Source organism: Micromonospora cremea (assembly GCF_900143515.1).
GTDB classification, from domain to species: Bacteria; Actinomycetota; Actinomycetes; order Mycobacteriales; family Micromonosporaceae; genus Micromonospora; species Micromonospora cremea.
This window is the reverse complement of record NZ_FSQT01000002.1, coordinates 2,295,866-2,318,322: the sequence shown is the minus strand read 5'-3', so window position 1 is coordinate 2,318,322 and position 22,457 is coordinate 2,295,866. Positions and strand designations below refer to the sequence as shown.

The following is a 22,457-nucleotide window of genomic DNA, read 5'->3' as shown; positions in this document are numbered from 1 at the left end:
ACTTTTACACGGCAGAAAGTACCTTATTCGGACTCATGATCACGGTTCGTGATGCGTCAACTACGAGCACACCTCGCCTTGGCGGCGCTCTGCGGGCGATTTGCCTCAGTTGCACCGCTCCAGCAGCTGCACCGCGCGCCACCGTGCCACCAGCTTGTCGTACGCGGCGGACGCCTCGTCGGCCTCACCACGGGACAGCCCGGCGAGACCGCCAGCGACCAGCTCAGGCGAGTCGTCCGCGGCCAGCGTCTCATCGGAGAGCAGGTCGACCAGGCCGCCGTAGTCCAACTCCACCACCGAGCGCGGGTGGAACTCCTCCAGCCAGCGGGCCGCCTCCTCCACCGCCTCCGTGATCGGCGCCTCGCCCACCGACTTGCGCAGCACCGAGAGTGCCCGGGACGAGCGGCGGCGGGCCTTGGAGATCTCGGTGCGGTAGCGCAGCGCCCGCCGGCCCGGCTGGGTGACCAGGTCCCGCTCCGTCGGGTCGAAGAGCACGAACCAGCGCAGCGGCACACCCCAGGTGGCGATCTGCTCGTGCACCCGGGGCACGCCGTGCTCGAGCACCCGGGCGCCGCTGCGCCAGTCGTCGACGACCGCCCTGGCCTGTCCGGCCAGCACCGGCGGCACGAAGGCGTCGGCGAGCACCGCGGGCACCCCGTCCCGGGCGCTGAGCGCCGCCTCAGCGACCCGGATCCGCAGGTTCCATGGGCAGACCAGCAGGCTGTCGTCCGTCTCCAGGACGTACGCCTCGTCCGGCGGGTCCGGCAACCGCGTCCAGCCGGCGCCCAGCGCCTCGATCACCGCCGTCCGCTGCCGGCCGGGGCCCTCCACCGGGGCCACCGCCCGCCCCTCGGAGACGTAGCGGCGCCAGTAGCTCTGGCGGTCCCGGTCGAAGGCGGTCAGCGGTTCGTACACGCGCAGGTAAGAAGCGAAGAGCGACGGCACGGCGCGATCCTCCCACGAACCGCACCCGGACGCGGTCAGCGGCCGGACCACGCGCGCCGCAACGTGAGACGGCGGCGGCGCGTCGGGCGACGCCACGGCGGCCGATACTAGGCTCGACCCACACCGGCAGCATCCCCGCCGGGGTCCACCAGGTCCGCGTCCCACAAGGGCGCACACCACTCCAGGAGCAAGCCATGGGCGTATTCGCGAGCACCGACGACCCGGTATCGACCGGTCACGAACAGATCGTGTTCTGCCAGGACAAGCAGAGCGGCCTGAAGGCGATCATCGGGATCTACTCCACCGCGCTGGGGCCGGCGCTGGGCGGCACCCGCTTCTACCCGTACGCCAACGAGGACGCGGCGCTCGCCGACGTGCTCGACCTGTCCCGCGGGATGGCGTACAAGAACGCTCTCGCCGGGCTTGACCTGGGCGGTGGCAAGGCGGTCATCTGGGGCGACCCCGAGCAGATCAAGAGCGAGGCGCTGCTGCGCGCGTACGGCCGCTTCGTGGAGTCGCTGGCCGGTCGCTACTACACCGCCTGCGACGTGGGGACGTACGTGGCGGACATGGACGTAGTGGCCCGGGAGACCCGCTACGTGACCGGCCGCAGCGTGGAGCACGGCGGCGCGGGCGACTCCTCGATCCTGACCGCCTGGGGCGTCTTCCAGGGCATGCGTGCCGCCGCCGAGCACGTGTGGGGCACCCCGAGCCTGCGCGGCCGCCGGGTCGGTGTGGCCGGCCTGGGCAAGGTCGGCAAGTACCTGACCGGGCACCTGCTGGAGGACGGCGCCGAGGTGGTGGCCACCGACGTCAACCCGAAGGCGCTGGCGTGGGCACGCACCACCCACCCGCAGGTCACCCTGCTGGACGACGCCGCCGCGCTGGTCGCCGCCGACATCGACGTGTACGCCCCGTGCGCGCTGGGTGGCGCGCTGAACGACGACACCGTGCCGGCGCTGCGGGCCAAGGTGGTCGCCGGGGCGGCGAACAACCAGCTCGCCCACCCGGGCATCGAGAAGCTGCTGGCCGACCGGGGCATCCTGTACACCCCGGACTACGTGGTCAACGCCGGCGGCGTGATCCAGGTGGCGGACGAGATCGAGGGCTTCAACTTCGACCGGGCGAAGCTCCGGGCGACCCGGATCTACGACACCACCCGGCAGATCCTGCACCTGGCCGATGCCGAGGGTGTGCCGCCGGCGGTGGCCGCGGACCGGCTGGCGGAGCGGCGGATGGCCGAGGTCGGCCGCCTGCGCACGATCCACCTGCGCTGAGTGTTCCCGGAGGCGGACCGATCGGATCCGCCTCCGGGCCCCCCGCCGGCCCGCGATCGGTAGGCTGGGGCCGGGTCAAGTTTAAGGTGTTTTGTCTGGTGTCACGGGTGCTCTCCGTCCCGCTCCTTACCAGGTACACTGGGTGACGGCCGGATCGCCGCGACTCGCAGAGCCGGCTGACGGTAACCCGAGGTGCCGAACGATGGCATCCCCATGTACCGTAAGAGCCACGAGAGATGCCTGACGTCATCGGGGCCCGCCTTCGGGCTGCCCCGCATTCTGTGCGAGGGGGTCGAGCCATGGGGCGCGGCCGTGCTAAGGCCAAGCAGACGAAGGTGGCCCGGGAGTTGAAGTACCACTCCCCGAACACCGACCTCACCGCCTTGCAGCGTGAACTGGCGGGTGCTGGTAAGTCTGAGCACCACTTCGACGACGACTCTAAAGAGTTCGTCGACGACGATGATGAGGATCACGCGGACGACGACCCGGATCCCTGGATCCGTCCGACCCGCTGACCTCTCGACGTAGCTGAGCACGCGGTGACCCCCGCGTGCTCACGCATGTGCCCGTCGGGAGCGACACTGGTGCCGACGATCAGGGGCCTGCCCTGGCTGGAGATCACTCCGGCCGGCCGACAGGCCCCTGATCGCGGTCACCGTCAGCGCGGTCGGTTGTTCCAGTTGTAGAAGGTCGGGATGTTCTCGAAGTGGTTCCAGGCGCAGACGGCGCTGGTGCCGCCCCCGCCCGGCACCTCCGCCCGCAGTCGCCGCGCGTCCTCGGCCTCCTGAAGGAGCGCGACGAGCCCTGGGGCCACCTCCCGCACCCGCTCGGCGACTCCGTCCGGAGCGTCATCCGCTCCGCGTTCAGGTCGCCGGTGACTGGTGGTTTCGGGCATGCTCCAACACTCCCTCCAATAGGCGGATCTTGCTGTTGCGGCAGTGCTCGGTCTCCGTACCGTCAAACCGCCCCAACTCGAAGTAGCGGTTGGCGGCATGACCACCGCCGCAGAAGCCGAAGTAGGGGCAGGACGCCCGACACGCCTCCACCCCGGCCAGGAACTCGCCCACCCACGGGGTCGCCCCGGCACCGGTGAGGATCTCGGCCAGCGGGGTGGTCAGCACGTTACCGCTGCTGAAATCGCCGTAATGAGGGTCGGTGAAGCCGGCGAGTTCCGGGGAGAGCACGGTCACCGAGCCGTCGTGCCCGATGGTCGGGATCGGGTCCAGCCGCCGGGGCAGCACCTCGTCCGCCGAGTCGTCGAGCACCGCCGCCGCGTAGCGCAGCGACCACTCGATCTCGCGCAGGTGGATCCGGGGCTCCCGGCGCCAGACCGCCACCAGTTCGGCCCAGAACGTGGTCACCGCCGCCCGGTCGTGGCGGTTGTCCCGGGTGTTGACCCCCTCGGTCTCCTCGATGTTGATGCCCAGCACGTCGCAGCCCAGGCCGAGGAAGTAGTCGTACAGCTCCGCGGCGAGCCCCGGCTCCGGCCGGGACACCACGGCCAGCGCGGAGAACGGCAGGCCGTGTCGGCGCAACGCGTCCACCCCGCGCATGATCCGGTCGTACGCAGGCTGGCCGCCCCGGTTGACCCGGTCGCCGTTGCGCTCCCGGGGCCCGTCCACGCTCACGCTCACCCGCACGTCATGCTCGGCGAAGAAGGCGCACCAGTCGTCGTCGATCAGCGTGGCGTTGGTCTGCACGTGGTGCTCGACCTCGGGCCCGAACGGGGCGATCAGGTCGGCGAGCCACTCCCGGCCGGCCGCCAGCGGCTCCCCGCCGTGCCAGACCACCGAGAACCGGCCGGCCGCCGCCCACGGGTTGACCGCCGCCGCCACCGCCTCGGCCACCGGCACCGGCATCCGCCGGTCGGCGGCGCGGAACGGCAGGTAGCAGTACGCGCAGTCGAGGTTGCAGAGGGTGGTGGGCTGCATGACGACGTACGACGGGACCGTGGCCAGACCACGCATCCCGCTGAACGACTGTCCCCGAGCAGCCATCGCCCCTCCTCCACCTAGCCTGAGGGTGCCCTTCAGGCTAGGCGGCATCGGCCACTCGGGTGAAGCCCTGATCAGGTGCCCGTACGATCACCAGAGCGTGATCATCCGCGGGTGTGCTGGCCAACCATCTGCACGTTGCCGGTGCCCTCGATGATCTCGCCGGCCTGCCACGCCTCGACCCCACGGCCGGTCAGCGTGGCTAGCGCCCGGTCCGCGTCCTCCGCCGAGACGATGGCGAACATGCCGACACCCATGTTGAAGGTCGACTCCATCTCCGGGTCGTCGATCCGGCCCTTCGACTGGATCAGGTCGAAGACCGGCTGCGGCTTCCAGGTGGACCGGTTGACCACCGCGTCGACGTGCTCCGGCAGCACCCGGACCAGGTTGCCGGGGATGCCACCACCGGTGACGTGGGCCAGTGCCCGCACCTCGGCCTCGGCGATCAGCTTGAGGCAGTCCTTGGCGTAGATCTTGGTCGGGGTGAGCAGCTCCTCACCCAGGGTCCGCTGCCGACCGAAGTCGTCGATCACGATGTCCAGCCGCATCCGGGCCGCGCCGAGCAGCACGTGACGGACCAGCGAGTAGCCGTTGGAGTGCAGGCCGGAGGAGCGCATGGCGATCACCACGTCACCCACCTCGACCCGGTCCGGGCGGAGGATGTCGTCCTCCTCGACCACGCCGACGCCGGTCGCCGAGATGTCGTACTCGTCCGGGCGGAGCACGCCGGGGTGCTCGGCGGTCTCCCCGCCCAGCAGCGCGCAGCCGGCGTACCGGCAGCCGTCGGCGATACCGGCGCCGATTTCGGCGACCTTGTCCGGTACGACCTCGCCGGTTGCGATGTAGTCGAGCAGGAAGAGCGGCTCGGCACCGCAGGCCACCAGGTCGTCGACGACCATCGCGACCAGGTCGATGCCGACCGTGTCGTGGATGTCCATCTGCTGGGCGATCACCAGTTTGGTGCCCACCCCGTCCGTGGAGGAGGCCAGGATCGGGTTCTTGTACTTCGTGGTGTCCAGCCGGAACAGGCCCGCGAAGCCGCCGAGGTCGCCCAGCACCTCGGGGCGACGGGTCTGGCGCACCTTCGACTTGAGCAGCTCCACCGCGCGGTCGCCCGCGTCGATGGAGACCCCGGCGTCGGCGTACGAGACCGAGCGTTTGCGCGCCTGACGGCCGGCGCCGGCCGTCCAGAGCTGGCGGTCGCCGCCGGCACCGGTCGGGCTGCTTCCTGCGCCGCTGCGCTCGGACACGTGCGTCACGGTTCTCCCCTTTGTGGTTCTCGGTGCCGCGCCGGCGGTGGCCGGGCCGCGCCAGTTTGGTGCTACGGGCGGTTGGCGGTCACGCCACCCGGAGTGGCGACGAGCGGGCCGTTGGTGTGCGGGGCCTCCGGTGCCGAGTTGGCGACCCGTCGGCCCACCCCTTCGAGCACGTGCTTGCCGATCAGGTTGCCAGCCGGCAGCTCGATCGGGTACTCCCCATCGAAGCACGCCCGACACAGCCGGGTCTTCGGCTGCTCGGTCGCGGCGATCAGGCCAGAAAGCGAGACGTAACCCAGCGTGTCGGCACCGATGGATCGCCGGATGCCATCGTTGTCCAACCCGTTGGCCAGCAGCTCCGCCCGCGTGGCGAAGTCGATGCCGTAGAAGCACGGCCAGCTGACCGGAGGGGAGGAGATGCGGACGTGCACCTCCAGCGCCCCCGCCTCCCGCAGCATCCGCACGATGGCCCGCTGGGTGTTGCCGCGGACGATCGAATCGTCCACCACCACCAGCCGCTTGCCCCGGACGTTCTCCCGCAGCGGGTTGAGCTTGAGTCGGATGCCGAGCTGGCGCAGGGTCTGCGACGGCTGGATGAAGGTGCGCCCCACGTACGGGTTCTTCATCAGGCCGGCGCCGTAGGTGATGCCGGACGCCTCGGCGTAGCCGATCGCGGCCGGGGTGCCCGACTCGGGCACCGGGATCACCAGGTCGGCCTCGACCGGGTGCTCCTTGGCCAACTGCCGGCCGATCTGCACCCGCGCCGCGTGCACGTTGCGCCCGGCGATCGTGGCGTCCGGGCGGGCGATGTAGACGTACTCGAAGAGGCAGCCCTTCGGCTCCGGCGACGCGAACCGGGTCGAGCGCAGCCCGTCCTCGTCGATCGCGATCAGCTCGCCCGGCTCGACCTCGCGCACCACGCTGGCGCCGACGATGTCCAACGCCGCGGTCTCGCTGGCAACCACCCAGCCGCGCTCCAACCGGCCGAGCACCAGCGGGCGTACGCCGTGCGGGTCGCGGGCCGCGTAGAGCGTCGACTCGTCCATGAAGACGAAGCTGAACGCGCCGCGCAGCTGCGGCAGCACCTCCAGCGCGGCCGCCTCGACCGACAGGTCCGGACGGCTGGCCAGCAGCATGGTCACCAGCGACGTGTCGTTCGTCGAGCCGTCCGCGACGAGGCCGCGCTCGGCGACCTCCTTCTCAAGCTCCGTGGTGTTGACCAGGTTGCCGTTGTGGGCCAGGGCGATGGTCGTGCCGGAACTCGTCGACCGGATCGTCGGCTGGGCATTTTCCCAGTTCGAGGCGCCGGTCGTGGAGTAGCGGGCGTGCCCGATCGCCAGGTGGCCGCGCAGGCTGGCCAGGGTGGGCTCGTCGAAGACCTGGGCCACCAGGCCGAGGTCTTTGTAGACCACCACGCCGGAACCGTCGCTCACCGCGATGCCCGCCGCCTCCTGGCCGCGGTGTTGCAGTGCGTATAGACCGAAGTAGGTCAGATTGGCGACCTCTTCACCGGGGGCCCAGACACCGAAGACGCCGCAGGCGTCCTGGGGGCCGGGTCGTTGGGGGTCAAGGTCGTGGCTCAGCCGGCCGTCGCCTCGGGGCACTACCGCTCCCTCATGCTGGTCTGGACCGGCCTGGCGGGGATCACGGGCGGATCCACACTCCTCTGCCGGGACCACTGTCGTCGCCTGACAGTGTACGCGAATCGTCGTCAATACAGAAAGTCACGGTTTCCCTGCGCAACGTCACGGAGAGCCGGACATCGGGGCAGCTAGAGGGGCAGGTATGCCGAGAGGTCCGCTCGGACCCCGCTCACCTGGATGCGACCCTCGGTGACCGCCTCGGCCCAACCAATTCGCCCCGTGGCCAGCGCCAGCCAGGTGTCCGGGGCCATCTCGACCACGTTTGGCGGGTTTCCTCTGGTGTGTCGAGGGCCGGGAACGCACTGGATCGCCCCGTATGGTGGGACGCGCACCTCCACCGATCGGCCGGGGGCGCGCTCCGCGAGGCCCGCCAACAACGACCGGACCGCCTCCCGGAGTACCGGCCTTTCGGGCGTACGCCCCTCGTCGAGCGCCGACAACGCCGCCGCAACGGCGGTGGACTTACTGTACGGAGAGGACACGACGGGACGATACGACCCGCGGGCAGTGCACCCGACGCTGGCCCTGGGTCGCGCCGATCCAGTCAGACAAGGCATAGTTGCCGACGGCGTATTCGTACCGTGATGATCCCCGGCCCGGCGCCCCGCCGGTCAAGGGAAGTCAGTCCGGAAGGCGGTGGACGTGTCAACACACCGACGTGCCTGGAAGCAGCGGGCCGGTGTGGTCGTAGCGCTGGTTGCCAGCGCTCTGCTCGCCGTCCCCGCCACACCAGCCTTGGCCGCCGAACCCGGCGTACAGATCACTAACTTGTCTTCGGGCTCTCTGACCAGCGGTCAGCGCGCCACGCTGTCATTCCGAGTGACCAACAACAACATCAAGCTTGGGTCGGAAAACTCCGACTCGGTGACTGTCAAAGTCAGCACCTCTTTCGGCGAACTCAGCTGCAACGGCCGCTGTGACTTCACCGAGGAGATCGATCGCGGCAGCTCCAAGGCCTACAGCGTCGAGCTTGTAGCCGGGAACGTCGCCGCAGGCGACACGAAGTCCGGCAAGGTCCAGATCAGCGCAAGTGCCGGCGATGACTCCGGCAGCGCCGAGCGGGATGTCACTGTTCGCGGCCCCGAACAGCAGCAGGCGCAGACCGTGAAGTCGGTCTCCGGCAAGGTGGTCGTGCAGGCCAACGGCGACGCGGTGCCCAACGCAGTCGTGATGCTCCTGGACAGCGGGGGTAAGCGCCACGACACCACCAGCGACGGCAGCGGTAACTTCCGCTTCACCGGCACCACCGCCAACCCGATCGCGCCCGGGCGGCTCGAGCTGGGCGCCAGCTTCGACAACGTCCTCGGCCGGAAGACCATCAACGCGAGCGCCGGGCAGTCTGTCACCGGCCAGCGGGTCAGCCTGGCCCTCAAGGTCGAGGTGACGCCGAGCCCCACGCCGTCCGCCAGCGCCGAGGCCACCCCCAGCGAGGAACCGGTCGAGGAGGGCACCGAGGAGGAGCCCACCGAGGAAGCCAGCGTGGCCGCCCCGGCGAACGCCTCCAACGAGGAAGACGGCAGCAGCCTCAGCTCGTACCTGATCATCCTGCTCGGCGGTCTGCTCGTCGCCGCGGGTGTCGGCACGATCGTGCTGCTCTGGATGAGGCGCAAGGAGAACGGCGACGAGGACGACGACCTGGCGGGTGCCGGGGCGGCCGGCGCGGTGCCGGCGGCCCGGGGCGGATTCCGCGGGGCCGACGACCAGACCCGGGTGGTCAACCGACCCGTCGGCGCACCCGACCCGACGATGGTCGGCGGTGCGGCGCTGAGCGAGGCGCCGACGATGATGCACCGCCCGGTGGTCGACGACGTCCCACCGGACCCGTACGGCGCGCCAGCGCAGCCGTACGGCGCGGCGGGCCAGCAGAGCTGGGGCGGCGCCGGCTACGGCGACGAGCCGGCATCCGGCGGGTACGGTGCCGGCGGCTACGGCAACGCCCCCGCCTCGGGCGGCGGCTACGGCACGGCGGCCACCCCCGACGGTGGCTACGGCGCCGGCGCGGCCGGTGACGGCTACGGTGCCGCGCCCGGTTCCGGTGCGGGCTACGGCGGCGCACCGGCCTCCGGTGGCGGCTACGGCGGCGCACCGGCCTCCGGTGGCGGCTACGGCAGCGCGCCCTCCTCCGGCGGCGGCTACGGCAGCGCGCCCTCCTCCGGCGGCGGCTACGGCAGCCGCGACTACACGGCCCCGGCCGGTGCGGCCGGCTACCCGCCGGCTCCCGCTGGCGGCCCGGCCTACGGCGAGCGCTTCGACGAGCCGACCGGCCGGTACACGGGCGACAGCACGCAGTACCCGGCTCCGGCCGACCCGTACGCAACCGGCGTCTACCAGCCGGAGCAGGGCCAGGGCTACGGTCAGTCCGACACCGCCCCGTACGGCGGTCGCGCGGCGGAGCCGACCGGTGGCTACGGCCAGCAGGCCGGCGGCTACGACCAGGGCGGCGGCTACGGACAGCAGGCCGGCGGGTACAACCAGGGCGGCTACGGCCAGGAGCCCCCGCCGCAGCGCGGTGGCGGCTACGACGACCGGGGCTACGACCAGGGCGGCGGCTACGGACAGCAGGCCGGCGGGTACGACCAGGGCGGCTACGGCCAGGAGCCCCCGCCGCAGCGCGGTGGCGGCTACGACGACCGGGGCTACGACCAGGGCGGCTACGGCCAGCAGGCCGGCCGGGCACGGCCGGCGGACAGCCCGCCGCCGACCGAGCGGGGCGGTCGACGCCTCGACTGGCTGGACGACTGACCCGGCACGCACGTTGAAAGGGCCGCCCGGAGAGATCCGGGCGGCCCTTCTCGTACCGCGAGGTCCACTCGTGGTCGGTGAAGTCGGCGTGTCCTCCGGACCTGGACACACCGACTTTCACGGAAGCCGGGTTGATCAGGCGGCGGAGAACACGCCGTGCCGGAGCAGCGGAACGACGTCCGACACGTCGACCCGGACGGCGACGTCGACGTCCCCGGCGAAGCCACCCTCGGTGAGTTCCCGGCCGGAGACGCTACCGCGCACCGCGGCGGGCACGTCGGGGGTGCTGGCCAGCGCGGCGAGCGCCATGGCCGCCTCCACCGAGAGCCCACCCGGCACACCGGAGAGCGCGTCGAGCACGCTGGCCGCGCCGAGTTGGTCCTCCACCGACGGGCGCAGCGAGCCGTCCGGCCACCGCTCCCCGGAGGCGATCACGCCGATCGGGGCGTCCGTCGTGCCGTACCCCTGGCGGCGCAGCCAGTGCCCGACGGCGCGGGCGTTGCGCAGGCACGCCGCGACCACCGGTAGCCCGGTGGCGCTGGCGGCGGCGCTGATGGCCGAGCCGTTCGGCGAGGGCAGCACCAGGTCCGCCACCACCGGCGCGGTGCTCAGCGCGGCGGGCGAGAGTGACCACGGATGCTCCGCCGTCACCCGCCGACGGCCCACCGCGGCCACCGCGCCGACCCGCAGCGCGTACTCGGCGGCCTGCTCACCCCACGGGAACGGGTGCACCCGCATGCCGCGGCCGACCGCCACCTCCACCGAGGTGGTGAACGAGAGCACGTCCACCACCACCAGCACCGCGCAGACCCGACCCAGCTCGGCCGCCCCGGTCAACCCCCAGTCGAACCGGGCACCCGAGCCGGGTTGGCCGTAGACGGCGGCCGCCAATGCCTCAGCGCTCGTCAGGCGACGGCTCGGTGACACCGGAGTCAGCCTCGGACGACCCACCGGGCCCGGCCGGCTCGGTGTGCTCGACCGGGCTCGCCGGGGCCTCGGCGACCGGCTCGACGGAACCGGCCTGCGGGACCGGGCCGGCCGACGCGATCGGCTCGGAGACCACCGCCGCAACATCAACCGGCTCGGCCTGCGCGACCGGCAGCGGCACGGCCTCGACCGCCCCCGCCACGCCAGCGGCCGGTGCGGGCACCTCGGCGGCGGCAGCGCCGCCGAAGAGGCGCGGCAACGTCTCGGTGTGCGCGGCACGCAGCTCGTCCAGGCCGATCCGGAACTGGCCGTGCACCTCAAGCGCGCCGCCGGCCGGATCGGTGACGCCGATCAGCTCGAACGGCACCCCCCGCTCGGCGCAGAGCGCCGCGAACGCCTTGTCGTGACCGCGCGGCACCGACACCAGCGCCCGTGCGGCCGACTCGCTGAACAGGTAGACGAACGGCATCGAGCCGCCGGCGAAGTGCTCCGGCACCGCGATCCGGGCGCCGACGCCGCGGCGCAGGCAGGACTCGACCAGGCTCTGGGCGAGGCCACCGTCGGAGAGGTCGTGCGCCGAGGTGAGGTGACCGACCCGGGCGGCCTCGGCCAGCAGGTCGGCCAGCGCCTTCTCCCGGGCAAGGTCGACCTGCGGCGGGATGCCGCCGAGGTGCTCGTGCGTCACCCAGGCCCACTCCGAGCCGGACAGCTCGACGTTGGTCTCACCGAGCAGGTAGAGCTGGTCGTGGTCGCCACCGGCGCGCGGGACGAAGCCCATCGGGACCCGGTCGGCGACGTTGTCCAGCACACCCAGCACGCCGACCACGGGGGTCGGGTGGATGGCCGCCGCGCCGGTCTGGTTGTAGAAGCTGACGTTGCCGCCGGTGACCGGGATGCCCAGCTCCAGGCAGCCGTCCGCCAGGCCGCGTACGGCCTCGGCGAACTGCCACATCACGCCCGGGTCCTCCGGGGAGCCGAAGTTGAGGCAGTTCGTCACGGCGATCGGCTTCGCGCCGGTCACCGCCACGTTCCGGTACGCCTCGGCCAGCGCCAGCTTGGTGCCGTTGTACGGGTCGAGCCGGGCGTACCGGCCGTTGCCGTCCACGGACAACGCCACGCCGAGCCCGGTCCGCTCGTCGATCCGGATCACGCCGCCGTCCTCCGGCTGGGCGAGCACGGTGTTGCCCAGCACGTAGCGGTCGTACTGCTCGGTGACCCAGGTCTTGTCGGCCAGGTTGGGCGACGCGATCATGCGCAGCACGGTCTCCCGCAGCGCCTCCGGGTCGGCCGGGCGAGGAAGCGTCTCGGCCCGGTCGGCCTGGAGCAGGATCAGATCGGCCGGCTCACGCATCGGCCGGGCGTAGACCGGGCCGTCGTCGACCAGCGAACCCGGCGGCACGTCGACCACCAGGTGGTCCTGCCAGGTGATCAGCAACCGGCCCGGGCTGCCGTCCGCCTCCGGCGCGGTGACCTCGCCGATCGCGGTGGCGAGCACGCCCCACTTCTCGGCGGTCTTGAGCACCGCGTCGAGCTTGTCCGGCTCGACGACCAGCAGCATGCGCTCCTGGGACTCGCTGGCCAGGATCTCGTGCGGGTCCATCGACGGCTCACGCAGCGGCACCCGCTCCAGCCAGACCCGCATGCCGGTGCCGGCCGCGGCGGCGGTCTCGGTGAGCGCGCAGGTCAGCCCGGCGCCGCCGAGGTCCTGGATGCCGACCACCAGCTGGCCGTCGTACAGCTCCAGGCACGCCTCGATCAGCAGCTTCTCGGTGAACGGGTCGCCGACCTGCACGGCGGGGCGGCGCTGCTCGCTGCCCTCGTCGAAGGTGGCGCTGGCCAGCACCGACACGCCGCCGATGCCGTCCCGGCCGGTCTTGGCGCCCATCAGCACGACCACGTTGCCGGGGCCGGCGGCGGCCTTGTTCTGCAACCGGTTGACCGGCAGCACGCCCAGGCAGAGCGCGTTGAGCAGCGGGTTGCCCTGGTAGGAGGGGTCGAAGACCAGCTCACCGCCGATGTTGGGCAGGCCGAGGCAGTTGCCGTAGCCACCCACGCCGGCGACCACGCCGGTGAGGACCCGGGCGGTGTCCGGGTGGTCCGCGGCACCGAAGCGCAGCGGGTCCATCACCGCGACCGGGCGGGCGCCCATGGCAAGGATGTCCCGGACGATGCCGCCGACGCCGGTCGCCGCACCCTGGTACGGCTCGACGAAGCTCGGGTGGTTGTGCGACTCGACCTTGAAGGTCACCGCCAGCTCGTCGGAGACCTGCACCACGCCGGCGTTCTCGCCGATGCCGGCAAGCAGCCGGTCGCTGTGCGGGGCCTTCTCACCGAACTGGCGCAGGTGCACCTTGCTCGACTTGTAGGAGCAGTGCTCGCTCCACATGATCGAGTACATCGCCAGCTCGGACTGAGTGGGCCGACGGCCGAGGATCTGCCGGATGCGGTCGTACTCGTCGTCGCGGAGCCCCAGCTCGCTGTACGGCTGGAGCTCTCCCGGAGTGCCTCCGGCGCGCGGCACGGTGTCCACGCTCTCGGTCCAGTCGACGGCGGCCGGCTGGGCGGGAGCGGTCGCCGGGGCGGCGGGCTGCGCCGGGCGCGGCTCGGTCGGCTGCGCCGGGGCGGAGTACGCCTCCGGTGTGTCCCGTACCGGGTCCGGATGGGTGGTCATGACCTCTCCTCGCTGCGCTCGTGCCCGCCCGACCGGCGGTTGAGCTGACCGATGATCGTGCCGCCGGTCACCGACCCACTCATCGTTCGCGACTGCGGGGCTCGCAGACCCGGCTCACTCCTCGCGCTCACGCCGGCGTCCCCACCAGGTGCTTGAGGACCGAGGTGAAGAAGCCGAGGCCGTCCAGCGAGGGGCCGGTGAGCGCCTCCACCGCGTGCTCGGGGTGCGGCATGATGCCGACCACGTTGCCGGCGGGGTTGGTGATCGCGGCGATGTCGCGCTGGGACCCGTTCGGGTTGCCGCCGATGTAGCGGGCGACCACCCGGCCCTCGGCTTCGAGCTGATCCAGCGTCGCGGTGTCGGCGACGTAGCAGCCCTCGCCGTTCTTCACCGGGATGAGCACCTCCTGGCCGGGCTGGAACGCGTTGGTCCACGCGGTGCCGGCCGACTCGATGCGCAGGATCTGGTCCCGGTTGCGGAAGTGCAGGTGCTGGTTGCGGGTGAGCGCGCCGGGCAGCAGGTGCGCCTCGCAGAGAATCTGGAAGCCGTTGCAGATGCCGAGCACCGGCAGACCGCCCTGGGCGGCGTCCACGATCGTCTCCATCACGGGGGCGAACCGGGCGATGGCGCCGCAGCGCAGGTAGTCGCCGTAGGAGAAGCCGCCGGGCAGCACGACCGCGTCCACCCCGTGCAGCTGCGGGTCACCGTGCCAGAGCCGGACCGGCTCGGCCCCGGCGATCCGGACGGCTCGGGCCGCGTCCCCGTCGTCGAGCGAGCCGGGGAAGGTGACCACACCGACCCGGGCGGTCACGAGCGGGCGTCCGCGGTCTCGTCGGCCTCGACCAGGCGGACGGTGAAGTCCTCGATGACCGGGTTGGCGAGCAGTTTGTCGGCAATCTCCCGGGCCCGGTCCAGGTCCGGTTCACCGGTGAAATCGATCTCGATCCGCCTGCCGATCCGAACCGAGGCGACGTCGCTGACGCCGAGCCGGGGCAGCGCGTTTGCGACGGCCTGGCCCTGCGGATCGAGGATCTCGGGCTTGAGCATGACGTCGACGACGACGCGAGGCACTGGGCACTCCTGACTGTGTACGCAGTTGGGTGCCGACCCACAACGGGCGAGCGCAGCCAGCGTACCTGGCAGATACCGTCGCGGACGCACCGGCCGGGTGCGGTTCAGGCAGTGCTCGACACAACCGGCGACCGGGACGGGTCGCCACGCGGGACACGCGGCCTCACCAGGGCATATACGGCGCTGAGGGTCGCCGAATCGTTACATTGGTTAACCTCGATCGAATTCTTGAAAACAGCCGCCGTGGGTCCTACTGTACATCGACACAGTTCGATGTCAGCGGCGGCGGGAACCCCCGCTGTCGCCCTCCCGCACCCGGCGACCCCCGGTCCGCCCCGTCCAAGGAGTCCACCCGATGCGCATCCGTCCCCTGCTCGCCCTGCTCGGCGCCGCGCTGGTCGGCGTCCTCGGCGCCGCGTCCGGCGCGGCCGCCGCCCCGGCCGGCCCGCAACCCATCATCGGCGGCAACACCGTCTCGTCCGCCCCCTGGGCCGCGGCGGTGCTCAGCAACGGCTCGTTCACCTGCTCCGGCAGCGTGATCGCCCCGCAGTGGGTGCTCACCGCCCGGCACTGCATCAGCGGCACCATGTCGGTCCGCGTCGGCAGCGTCTACCGCTCCTCGGGCGGGGTCACCCGTACCGTCAGCGCCACCTACACCCGCAGCGACCTGGCCCTGATGCGGCTCTCCAGCACCGTCAGCACCTCGACGGTGAGCCTGGCCAGCAGCAACCCGCCGATCGGCTCGACCAACTCGATCTACGGCTGGGGCATGACCTGCTACAGCGGCTGCTCGGCGTCCAGCCAGCTCAAGACCGCCACCGTGCGGGTGACCAGCAACAGCGCCACCGACGCGTACGGCGGCCAGGCGATCCGCAGCACCCGGATCAACGGCAACGCCTGGCGGGGCGACTCGGGCGGCCCGCAGTTCTACAACGGCCAGCAGGTCGGGGTGGCCTCGACGGCCGACGGCTCCAGCATCCAGAACTACGGCAGCGTCGCGTACAACCGGGCCTGGATCACCTCGGTGGCCGGTGTCTGACGGTTAGCGCCCCACGCGGCGCGGATGGCAGGCGCTGCGCCGGCCGTCCGCGCCGCGTCGTTTTGCAGCATCCGATCAGGTGAACAATGCACACGATCGGGTCACGCCGCTCCTGACAGCATCGGAAGCGTGCTGGTCGTGACGACGGAGCAACTGCCCGGCTACGAGATCCGCCAGATACTCGGTGAGGTGGTGTCATCGATGGCCAGGACGCGCAACCCGTACCGCGAGGGGGTCAAGAATCTGCGCGGTGGCGCGTACGACCCGCTGGCCCCGGACAACCTGACCCGGTGGCGCACCGACTCGGTGGCCCGGCTCGGCGAGGAGGCCCTGCGGCTCGGCGCCAACGCGGTGATCGGCATGCGGTTCGACAGCCGGGACTGTGGCGAGATGTGGATGGAGATCTGCGCGTACGGGACGGCGGTGATCGTCGTACCCAAGATGCCCGACGTCATGCCGGCCGACCAGCCGGCGATCGCCGCGGAGACCGCGCACGACGCGGGCTTCACGGGGTCGCCCGGCGGCATCGCGGAACCGGCGAGCGCCCCCAACCTCCGCACCGCCGCCGAAACCCCCACAGGCGACTAACCCACCCACCCACCCGACCCCGGCCCAGCCGGACCCGCAGCCCACCCCGTCGATCATGAAGTTGTTGCCATCCGCCTCGGCGTGTCGCGGCAATAACCTCATGATCAACGGGCGGGACGGGACGGGCGGGGTGGGTCGGGGGCAGGGCGGGGGCGGGGTGGGTCGGGGTCAGAGGATGGGGGGTGGGGAGTAGGTGGCGGCGTCCGGGTGGGCGGTCACGACGGCGGTGATGCGGCGGGTGACCGCTGCGACCTGGGCCGGGGCGGCGCCGACGAAGGCGGTGCGGTCGGCGACGAGGGTGTCGATGTCGGCGCGGGACAGCCCCAGCCGGCCGTCCGCCGCGAGCCGGTCGAACAGGTCGTTCTCCGGCGAGCCCTTCTCGCGCATGGCCAGCGCCACCGCGACCGCGTGCTCCTTGATCACCTCGTGCGCGACCTCCCGACCGACGCCACGCCGGACGGCCGCCACCAGGATCTTCGTGGTGGCCAGGAAGGGCAGGAACCGCTCCAGCTCCCGGTTGATCACCGCGGGGTACGCGCCGAACTCGTCGAGCACGGTGAGGAAGGTCTGGAACAGCCCGTCGGCGGCGAAGAAGGCGTCCGGCAGGGCCACCCGGCGGACCACCGAGCAGGACACGTCCCCCTCGTTCCACTGGTCACCGGCCAGCTCGCCGACCATCGACAGGTAGCCCCGGATGATCACCGCGAAGCCGTTCACCCGCTCGGACGAGCGGGTGTTCATCTTGTGCGGCATCGCGCTGGAGCCGACCTGGCCCGGCTTGAAGCCCTCGGTGACCAGCTCCTGGCCGACCATCAGCCGGATCGTGGTGGCCAGCGACGACGGCGCGGCGGCGGTCTGCGCCAGCGCGGCCAGCACGTCGAAGTCCAGCGATCGTGGGTAGACCTGCCCGACGCTGTCCAGCACCCGGGAGAAGCCCAGGTGCTCGGCGACCCGCCGCTCCAGCTCGGCCACCTTGTCGGCGTCGCCGTCGAAGAGGTCGAGCTGGTCTGCCGCCGTGCCGACCGGCCCCTTGATCCCGCGCAGCGGGTAGCGGGCGATCAGCTCCTCCAGCCGCTCGTACGCGATGAGCAGCTCCTCCGCCGCCGAGGCGAAGCGCTTACCCAATGTGGTGGCCTGCGCCGCCACGTTGTGCGAACGGCCGGTCATCACCAGCTCGGAGTGCTCGTGGGCGAGCCAGGCGAGCCGGGCCAGGGTGGCCACCACACGATCCCGGATCAGCTCCAGTGAGGCGCGCACCTGGAGCTGCTCGACGTTCTCGGTGAGGTCCCGGGAGGTCATCCCCTTGTGCACGTGCTCGAACCCGGCGAGCGCGCTGAACTCCTCGATCCGTGCCTTCACGTCATGCCGGGTGACCCGCTCCCGCTCCGCGATGGAGGCGAGGTCGACCTGGTCGAGCACCCGCTCGTACGCCTCGACCACCCCGTCCGGCACCGGCACGCCGAGGTCGCGCTGAGCGCGGAGCACGGCGAGCCAGAGCCGTCGCTCCATCCGGACCTTCTCCTCCGGTGACCAGAGGGCGACCAGTTCGGGCGAGGCGTACCGGTTGGCGAGCACGTTCGGGATCGTCGTCACGGAGCCCATTCTCCCGTACCCGGTGCCCGCCCCCGGACGGGGCCACCTGCGGACACACCCTGGGCCGGTCGTCGATCACCCCCGCGCCAGCCGCCCGGTCTCCGTCCCCTTGGCTGTCAGCAGCACGAGCACCTCGCCGTCCAACCCCGCACGCGACGCCTCGGATAGCCAGGTCGCCACCGGGACGCTGCGACAGCCGATCAAGGTGCTCGGGCCGGCGGTCGCGAGCAGGGCGCCGTCCGGCCCCGCCACCCATCGTCCGTGCTGGCCGTTGCACCCGTCGGAGCCCCGCCACTCGCCGTCGTTCCGCAGCTCCACGTGGGCGGAGCCGCGGGCGGGCCCGACGGGCACCCATCGACCGCGCAGGTCGTCGCGGCTCGCCGGCTTCAGGTGCGGGGGCAGCCCGACGGCCGGCGTGAAGGCCTGCCGCACCTCGGGGGTGACCATGGGTGGCTCCGCCAGCGACGGCACCACGTGCGGCCCGGGCGTGGGCTTCGCGCCCGGTAGCAGCCGGGCAACCTCCCGGCCCTGGTCGTCAAGCAGCACCGGGATCTCGCCCTCGAACCGGAACGACGTGGCCTGACGCAGCCAGTCGGGGGCGAGCCGGCAGCGCCGCTCTCCGGACGCCGGGTTCTTCGGGACGCCGGCCAGGAAGAGACCGTTCGTGTCGGCCCGCCACGTCCCCATCGCCGTACCGCAGGTGCCGAACCAGGAGAGGCCGCCCTGATCGACGGGGGCGAGCCGCAGAATTCCGCTGGAATCCGGGTCGGGTGCCGTCACCGTCCAGTTGCCGATCAGCCCGACCGGCTCGACCCGCGACGAATCGACCGCACCGGAATCCCGCGACCGGTCGGGAGTCGGGGCTTGCGAACCGCCACCGTCCCCGCAACCCGCGAGCAGGGCGCCCAACACGATCACCGCCACCACGAATCTGCTCCGGCCCATCGGCTCTCCCCGGTCCGTCGCTCTCCGCTGCCGGACGTACGGTCGTTGGACGAGCGAGCGCGGTCCTCGGTTCCCCGCCCCGGCAGCTGCCGTCCGGGACGGGTGGGATCACGGCGGGGTGCGGCCGTCAGCGCTCCAGGATCGCCGTCACGCCCTGACCCCCGGCGGCACAGATCGAGATCAGCCCGCGTCCGCTGCCCTTCTCGGCCAGCAGCTTGGCCAGGGTCGCCACGATCCGGCCACCAGTCGCCGCGAACGGGTGCCCGGCGGCCAGGGAGGAACCGTTGACGTTCACCCGGTCCCGGTCGATGGCGCCGAGCGGGGCGTCCAAGCCGAGCCGGTCCTTGCAGAACTCCGGTGCCTCCCAGGCGGCGAGGGTGGCCAGCACCTGGGAGGCGAACGCCTCGTGGATCTCGTAGTAGTCGAAGTCCTGGAGCGTCAGCCCGGCCCGGGCCAGCATCCGGGGAACCGCGTACGCGGGAGCCATCAACAGCCCCTCGTCGCCGTGCACGAAGTCCACCGCTGCCGTCTCCGACCAGCTGAACCAGGCCAGTACCGGAAGATTGTGCGCGCTCGCCCACTCCTCGCTGGCCAGCAGCACGGTGGACGCGCCGTCGGTGAGCGGTGAGGAGTTGCCGGCGGTCATGGTGGCCAGCTCGGCGTCCGGGCCACGGGTGCCGAAGACCGGCTTGAGTGAGCCCAGCTTCTCCAGACTCGTGTCGGGGCGCAGGTTCTGGTCGCGGGTGAGACCCAGGTACGGCGTCATCAGGTCGTCGAAGAAGCCCAGGTCGTACGCGGCGGCCAGCCGCTGGTGCGAGCGCAGCGCCAACTCGTCCTGGGAGCGCCGGTCGATCTGCCAGCGCAGCGCGGTGCGGGCGGCGTGGTCCCCCATGGACAGCCCGGTACGCGGCTCGGCGTTGCGCGGGATCTCCGGCTTGAACGGCTGGAGCGGGCGCAGCTTCGCGGCAATCTTGACCCGCTCGCCCAGGGTGCGGGCGGAGTTGAGCTTGAGCAGCGTCCGGCGCATGTCCTCGTTGACCGCCAGCGGCGCGTCGGAGGTGGTGTCGACGCCACCGGCGATGCCCACGTCCAACTGCCCGAGGGCGATCTTGTTGGCGACCAGGATCGCCGCCTCCAGGCCGGTGCCGCAGGCCTGCTGGATGTCGTACGCCGGGGTGTGCGGGTCGAGCCGGGAGCCGAGCACGACCTCCCGGGTCAGGTTGAAGTCACGGGAGTGCTTGAGCACCGCCCCGGCCACCACCTCGCCGACCCGCTGCCCGGCCAGCCCGTACCGGGCGGTCAGGCCGTCCAGCGCCGCGCCGAGCAGGTCCGCGTTGGACGCGTCCGCGTACCGGGAGTTGGAACGGGCGAAGGGGATCCGGTTGCCCCCGATGACCGCGACCCGCCGAATGCTCTGCACGATCCGCCTCCTCGGCATGTGTTGCTCGAACCCTACTCGCCAGTAGGCTACGCGCATGACCGACAGGTACGCGAGCTTCGTCCAATCGGCCGCCGGCCGCGCGCTGGTCAAGCGCCTGGGGCTGCCCGACCCGCCGCGACTGCGCCGACACCACCCCGGCGACCCGCTGCTGCCCGGGCCGGCGCTGCTCGGCGCGGCCACCGGCGGCCGGCTCGCCGAGCCGGTCGCCGAGATCCTGACCGCCGCCGGGGTCGAGCTGGCCGACCCGACCGCCGCAACCCCCACCGACACCCCACAGCGGTACGGGGCTCTGCTCTTCGACGCCACCGGGATCACCGACTCGACCGACCTGCGCCAGCTCTACGACTTCTTCCACCCGCAGGCCCGGGCCGTGCTGCCCAGCGGTCGGGTGATCGTGCTGGGCACCCCGCCGCAGGAGTGCCCGACGCCGCGTGAGGCGACCGCCCAGCGGGCCCTGGAGGGGCTGGTCCGCAGCATCGGCAAGGAGTTCGGTCGGGGCGTCACCGCACAACTCGTCCAGGTGAGCCGCGGCGGCGGCGCCGCAACGGCCGACCCGGCCGGCACACTCACGAGCCTCGAATCGACTCTCCGGTTCCTTCTCTCCGGCCGGTCCGCGTACGTCTCGGGGCAGGTGATCCGGGTCGGTAGCGGCGACGCGAGCGCCCCGGCCGACTGGAGCCGCCCGCTGGACGGGCAGGTCGTGCTGGTCACCGGCGCCGCCCGGGGCATCGGTGCGGCGCTGGCCCGGGTGCTCGCCCGCGACGGCGCCCAGGTGGTGGCGCTGGACATCCCGGCCGCCGGGGACGCGTTGGCCGCGGTGGCGAACGACATCGGCGGCACCGCCGTCCAGCTCGACCTGACCGCTCCGGACGCGCCGACCCGGCTCGCCGACCACCTGGCCAGCCGGCACGGCCGGATCGACGTGGTGGTGCACAACGCCGGCATCACCCAGGACAAGACGCTCGGCCGGATGGACGCCGACCGGTGGGACCAGGTGATCGACGTCAACCTCTCCAGTCAGGAGCGGATCAACGACGTGCTGCTGGAACGGGAGCTGATCCCGGCCGGCGGGCGGATCGTGGCCGTCTCCTCGATCGCCGGGATCGCCGGCAACCGGGGACAGACCAACTACGCCACCAGCAAGGCCGGCGTGATCGGGCTGGTCGACTCGCTCGCCCCGGCCCTGCGCGAGCGGGGGATCAGCGTCAACGCGGTGGCCCCCGGCTTCATCGAGACCCGACTGACCGCGCGCATCCCGCTGATGGTCCGCGAGGCGGGCCGGCGGATGAACAGCCTGGCCCAGGGCGGGCTGCCGGTCGACGTGGCCGAGACGATCGGCTGGCTCGCCTGGCCGGCCAGCGGCGCGGTCAGCGGCAACGTGGTCCGGGTCTGCGGCCAGAGCCTGCTGGGGGCGTGATGGATGACGCGGACGACCAGCCGGTCCGGGCCACCGTCGAGCTGACCCGGCTGCCGGCCACCGGCCCGCTGTACCGGCGGGCGCTGCGGGGTGCGCTGCCCGGTGGCCGGCGCGACCGGACACTGCCGGCGGTCGCGCTGACCGTCGCCGGCGTTCAGGTCGACCGGGCACACCTCGCCGACTACGACCGGGTCTGCGGGTTCCCGCTGTCCGATCGGCTGCCGGTCACGTACCCGCACGTGCTGGGCTTCCCGCTGACGCTGCGGCTGATGACCGCGCCGGAGTTCCCGTTCCCGGTGACCGGCCTGGTGCACGTGGCGAACCGCATCACCGCGCACCGCCCGGTGCTCGCGGATGAGCTGCTCGACCTCACCGCGTACGCCGAGCACCTGCGGCCGCACGAGCGGGGCCGGCAGCTCGACGTGGTGCTGGTCGCCTCGGCCGCCGGGACGGAGGTCTGGCGCGGCGTCGCGACGTACCTCAGCCGGGAGCGCGGCGACGGCGGCGGTGCCCGGCGCGACCGGAGTGACCGGCCTGCGACGCCGGCCAGCACCGCCCACTGGCGGGTCGGCACTCGAGTCGGCACCGACTACGCCCGGGTCTCCGGCGACCACAACCCGATCCACACCTCCCGGCTGGGTGCCCGGCTCTTCGGCTTTCCCCGGCCGATCGCGCACGGCATGTGGACCAAGGCGCGCTGCCTGGCCGCGCTGGACAACCGGCTGCCGGACGCCGGCACCGTCGAGGTGGCGTTCAAGCTGCCGGTGGCGCTGCCCGGCACGATCGGCTTCTCCGCCGCCCGGGCCGACGACGGCTGGGACTTCGCTCTGCACGACCCCCGCACCGGCCGACCTCATCTCGCCGGCACCGTGCGCTGACCGGGCGGGCCGGGCGGCGGAATGTCGGCG

Annotated in this window: 20 protein-coding genes; 7 read left to right on the top strand and 13 right to left on the bottom strand. The window is 72.2% G+C overall.

The features are described 5' to 3' along the window. Positions 1-105: 105 nt before the first annotated feature. Positions 106-945: a DUF8083 family protein gene (locus BUS84_RS24220; RefSeq protein WP_074319066.1), complete on the bottom strand. Its 840-nt coding sequence runs from the start codon at positions 943-945 to the stop codon at positions 106-108. Between the two features lie 194 nt (positions 946-1,139). On the opposite strand from BUS84_RS24220, the gene BUS84_RS24215 reads away from it, so the two are divergent. Both BUS84_RS24215 and BUS84_RS24210 read left to right on the top strand, forming a co-directional pair. Further along, a complete protein-coding gene (locus tag BUS84_RS24215) occupies positions 1,140-2,222 on the top strand; it encodes a Leu/Phe/Val dehydrogenase (protein WP_074315845.1) in 1,083 nt (360 codons plus the stop codon). Between the two features lie 299 nt (positions 2,223-2,521). Continuing rightward, on the top strand, positions 2,522-2,737 hold the full coding sequence (locus tag BUS84_RS24210) for a DUF3073 domain-containing protein (RefSeq protein ID WP_074315844.1): 216 nt from the start codon (positions 2,522-2,524) through the stop codon (positions 2,735-2,737). Between the two features lie 143 nt (positions 2,738-2,880). On the opposite strand, the gene amcA is transcribed toward BUS84_RS24210, so the two are convergent. The 5 genes from amcA to BUS84_RS24185 all read right to left on the bottom strand — a co-directional run bounded on the left by amcA (position 2,881) and on the right by BUS84_RS24185 (position 7,597). Beyond that, positions 2,881-3,117, bottom strand: coding sequence for a multiple cyclophane-containing RiPP AmcA (amcA, locus tag BUS84_RS24205; RefSeq protein WP_074315842.1), 237 nt, complete (start codon positions 3,115-3,117; stop codon positions 2,881-2,883). After that, positions 3,086-4,189, bottom strand: a complete 1,104-nt coding sequence (gene amcB, locus BUS84_RS24200) for a cyclophane-forming radical SAM peptide maturase AmcB (RefSeq protein ID WP_342199570.1) — start codon at positions 4,187-4,189, stop codon at positions 3,086-3,088. Before amcB ends, amcA begins: the two co-directional genes overlap by 32 nt. A gap of 131 nt (positions 4,190-4,320) precedes the next feature. Beyond that, entirely contained in the window at positions 4,321-5,475 is a 1,155-nt protein-coding gene (purM, locus tag BUS84_RS24195; RefSeq protein ID WP_074315839.1) for a phosphoribosylformylglycinamidine cyclo-ligase, read from the bottom strand. A gap of 62 nt (positions 5,476-5,537) precedes the next feature. After that, a complete protein-coding gene (purF, locus tag BUS84_RS24190) occupies positions 5,538-7,076 on the bottom strand; it encodes an amidophosphoribosyltransferase (protein ID WP_074315837.1) in 1,539 nt (512 codons plus the stop codon). Between the two features lie 167 nt (positions 7,077-7,243). Further along, a complete protein-coding gene (locus BUS84_RS24185; RefSeq protein ID WP_074315836.1) occupies positions 7,244-7,597 on the bottom strand; it encodes a sterol carrier family protein in 354 nt (117 codons plus the stop codon). Between the two features lie 382 nt (positions 7,598-7,979). Between BUS84_RS24185 and BUS84_RS24180 the strand changes: the two genes are divergently transcribed. Further along, positions 7,980-9,857 carry a carboxypeptidase-like regulatory domain-containing protein gene (locus BUS84_RS24180; protein ID WP_483189036.1) on the top strand — a complete coding sequence of 626 codons (1,878 nt, stop codon included), beginning with the start codon at positions 7,980-7,982 and terminating at the stop codon, positions 9,855-9,857. A gap of 135 nt (positions 9,858-9,992) precedes the next feature. On the opposite strand, the gene BUS84_RS24175 is transcribed toward BUS84_RS24180, so the two are convergent. From BUS84_RS24175 to purS, 4 genes are all read right to left on the bottom strand, one after another. Then, on the bottom strand, positions 9,993-10,748 hold the full coding sequence (locus BUS84_RS24175) for a 2-phosphosulfolactate phosphatase (protein WP_074315835.1): 756 nt from the start codon (positions 10,746-10,748) through the stop codon (positions 9,993-9,995). Positions 10,749-10,752: 4 nt separating this feature from the next. Then, positions 10,753-13,455, bottom strand: a complete 2,703-nt coding sequence (purL, locus tag BUS84_RS24170) for a phosphoribosylformylglycinamidine synthase subunit PurL (protein WP_074315832.1) — start codon at positions 13,453-13,455, stop codon at positions 10,753-10,755. A gap of 127 nt (positions 13,456-13,582) precedes the next feature. After that, positions 13,583-14,266 carry a phosphoribosylformylglycinamidine synthase subunit PurQ gene (purQ, locus tag BUS84_RS24165; RefSeq protein WP_074315830.1) on the bottom strand — a complete coding sequence of 228 codons (684 nt, stop codon included), beginning with the start codon at positions 14,264-14,266 and terminating at the stop codon, positions 13,583-13,585. Beyond that, entirely contained in the window at positions 14,263-14,526 is a 264-nt protein-coding gene (gene purS / locus BUS84_RS24160) for a phosphoribosylformylglycinamidine synthase subunit PurS (protein WP_053651986.1), read from the bottom strand. Before purS ends, purQ begins: the two co-directional genes overlap by 4 nt. A gap of 355 nt (positions 14,527-14,881) precedes the next feature. Here purS and BUS84_RS24155 point away from each other — a divergent pair, with 355 nt between their 5' ends. Both BUS84_RS24155 and BUS84_RS24150 read left to right on the top strand, forming a co-directional pair. Next, positions 14,882-15,565 carry a S1 family peptidase gene (locus tag BUS84_RS24155; protein WP_074315827.1) on the top strand — a complete coding sequence of 228 codons (684 nt, stop codon included), beginning with the start codon at positions 14,882-14,884 and terminating at the stop codon, positions 15,563-15,565. Positions 15,566-15,589: 24 nt separating this feature from the next. After that, the gene (locus BUS84_RS24150; protein ID WP_074315825.1) at positions 15,590-16,153 is read left to right on the top strand and encodes a YbjQ family protein; all 564 of its coding nucleotides are present in this window, start codon (positions 15,590-15,592) and stop codon (positions 16,151-16,153) included. A gap of 168 nt (positions 16,154-16,321) precedes the next feature. Here the strand turns inward: BUS84_RS24150 and purB are convergent, their stop codons facing one another. The 3 genes from purB to BUS84_RS24135 all read right to left on the bottom strand — a co-directional run bounded on the left by purB (position 16,322) and on the right by BUS84_RS24135 (position 20,111). Beyond that, complete coding sequence (gene purB / locus BUS84_RS24145) at positions 16,322-17,746, bottom strand: adenylosuccinate lyase (RefSeq protein ID WP_074319064.1); 1,425 nt, start codon at positions 17,744-17,746, stop codon at positions 16,322-16,324. Between the two features lie 75 nt (positions 17,747-17,821). Then, the gene (locus BUS84_RS24140; RefSeq protein ID WP_074315824.1) at positions 17,822-18,691 is read right to left on the bottom strand and encodes an META domain-containing protein; all 870 of its coding nucleotides are present in this window, start codon (positions 18,689-18,691) and stop codon (positions 17,822-17,824) included. Between the two features lie 127 nt (positions 18,692-18,818). Further along, positions 18,819-20,111 (bottom strand): acetyl-CoA C-acetyltransferase, encoded by a 1,293-nt coding sequence (locus BUS84_RS24135; RefSeq protein ID WP_074315823.1) that lies wholly within the window; start codon positions 20,109-20,111, stop codon positions 18,819-18,821. A gap of 55 nt (positions 20,112-20,166) precedes the next feature. Here BUS84_RS24135 and BUS84_RS24130 point away from each other — a divergent pair, with 55 nt between their 5' ends. Together BUS84_RS24130 and BUS84_RS24125 are read left to right on the top strand one after the other, a co-directional pair. Beyond that, positions 20,167-21,549 carry a 3-oxoacyl-ACP reductase gene (locus tag BUS84_RS24130; protein ID WP_074315821.1) on the top strand — a complete coding sequence of 461 codons (1,383 nt, stop codon included), beginning with the start codon at positions 20,167-20,169 and terminating at the stop codon, positions 21,547-21,549. Beyond that, positions 21,549-22,427, top strand: a complete 879-nt coding sequence (locus BUS84_RS24125) for a MaoC/PaaZ C-terminal domain-containing protein (protein ID WP_074315819.1) — start codon at positions 21,549-21,551, stop codon at positions 22,425-22,427. The genes BUS84_RS24130 and BUS84_RS24125 overlap by 1 nt, the downstream gene beginning before the upstream one ends. The last annotated feature ends 30 nt before the right edge of the window (positions 22,428-22,457 follow it).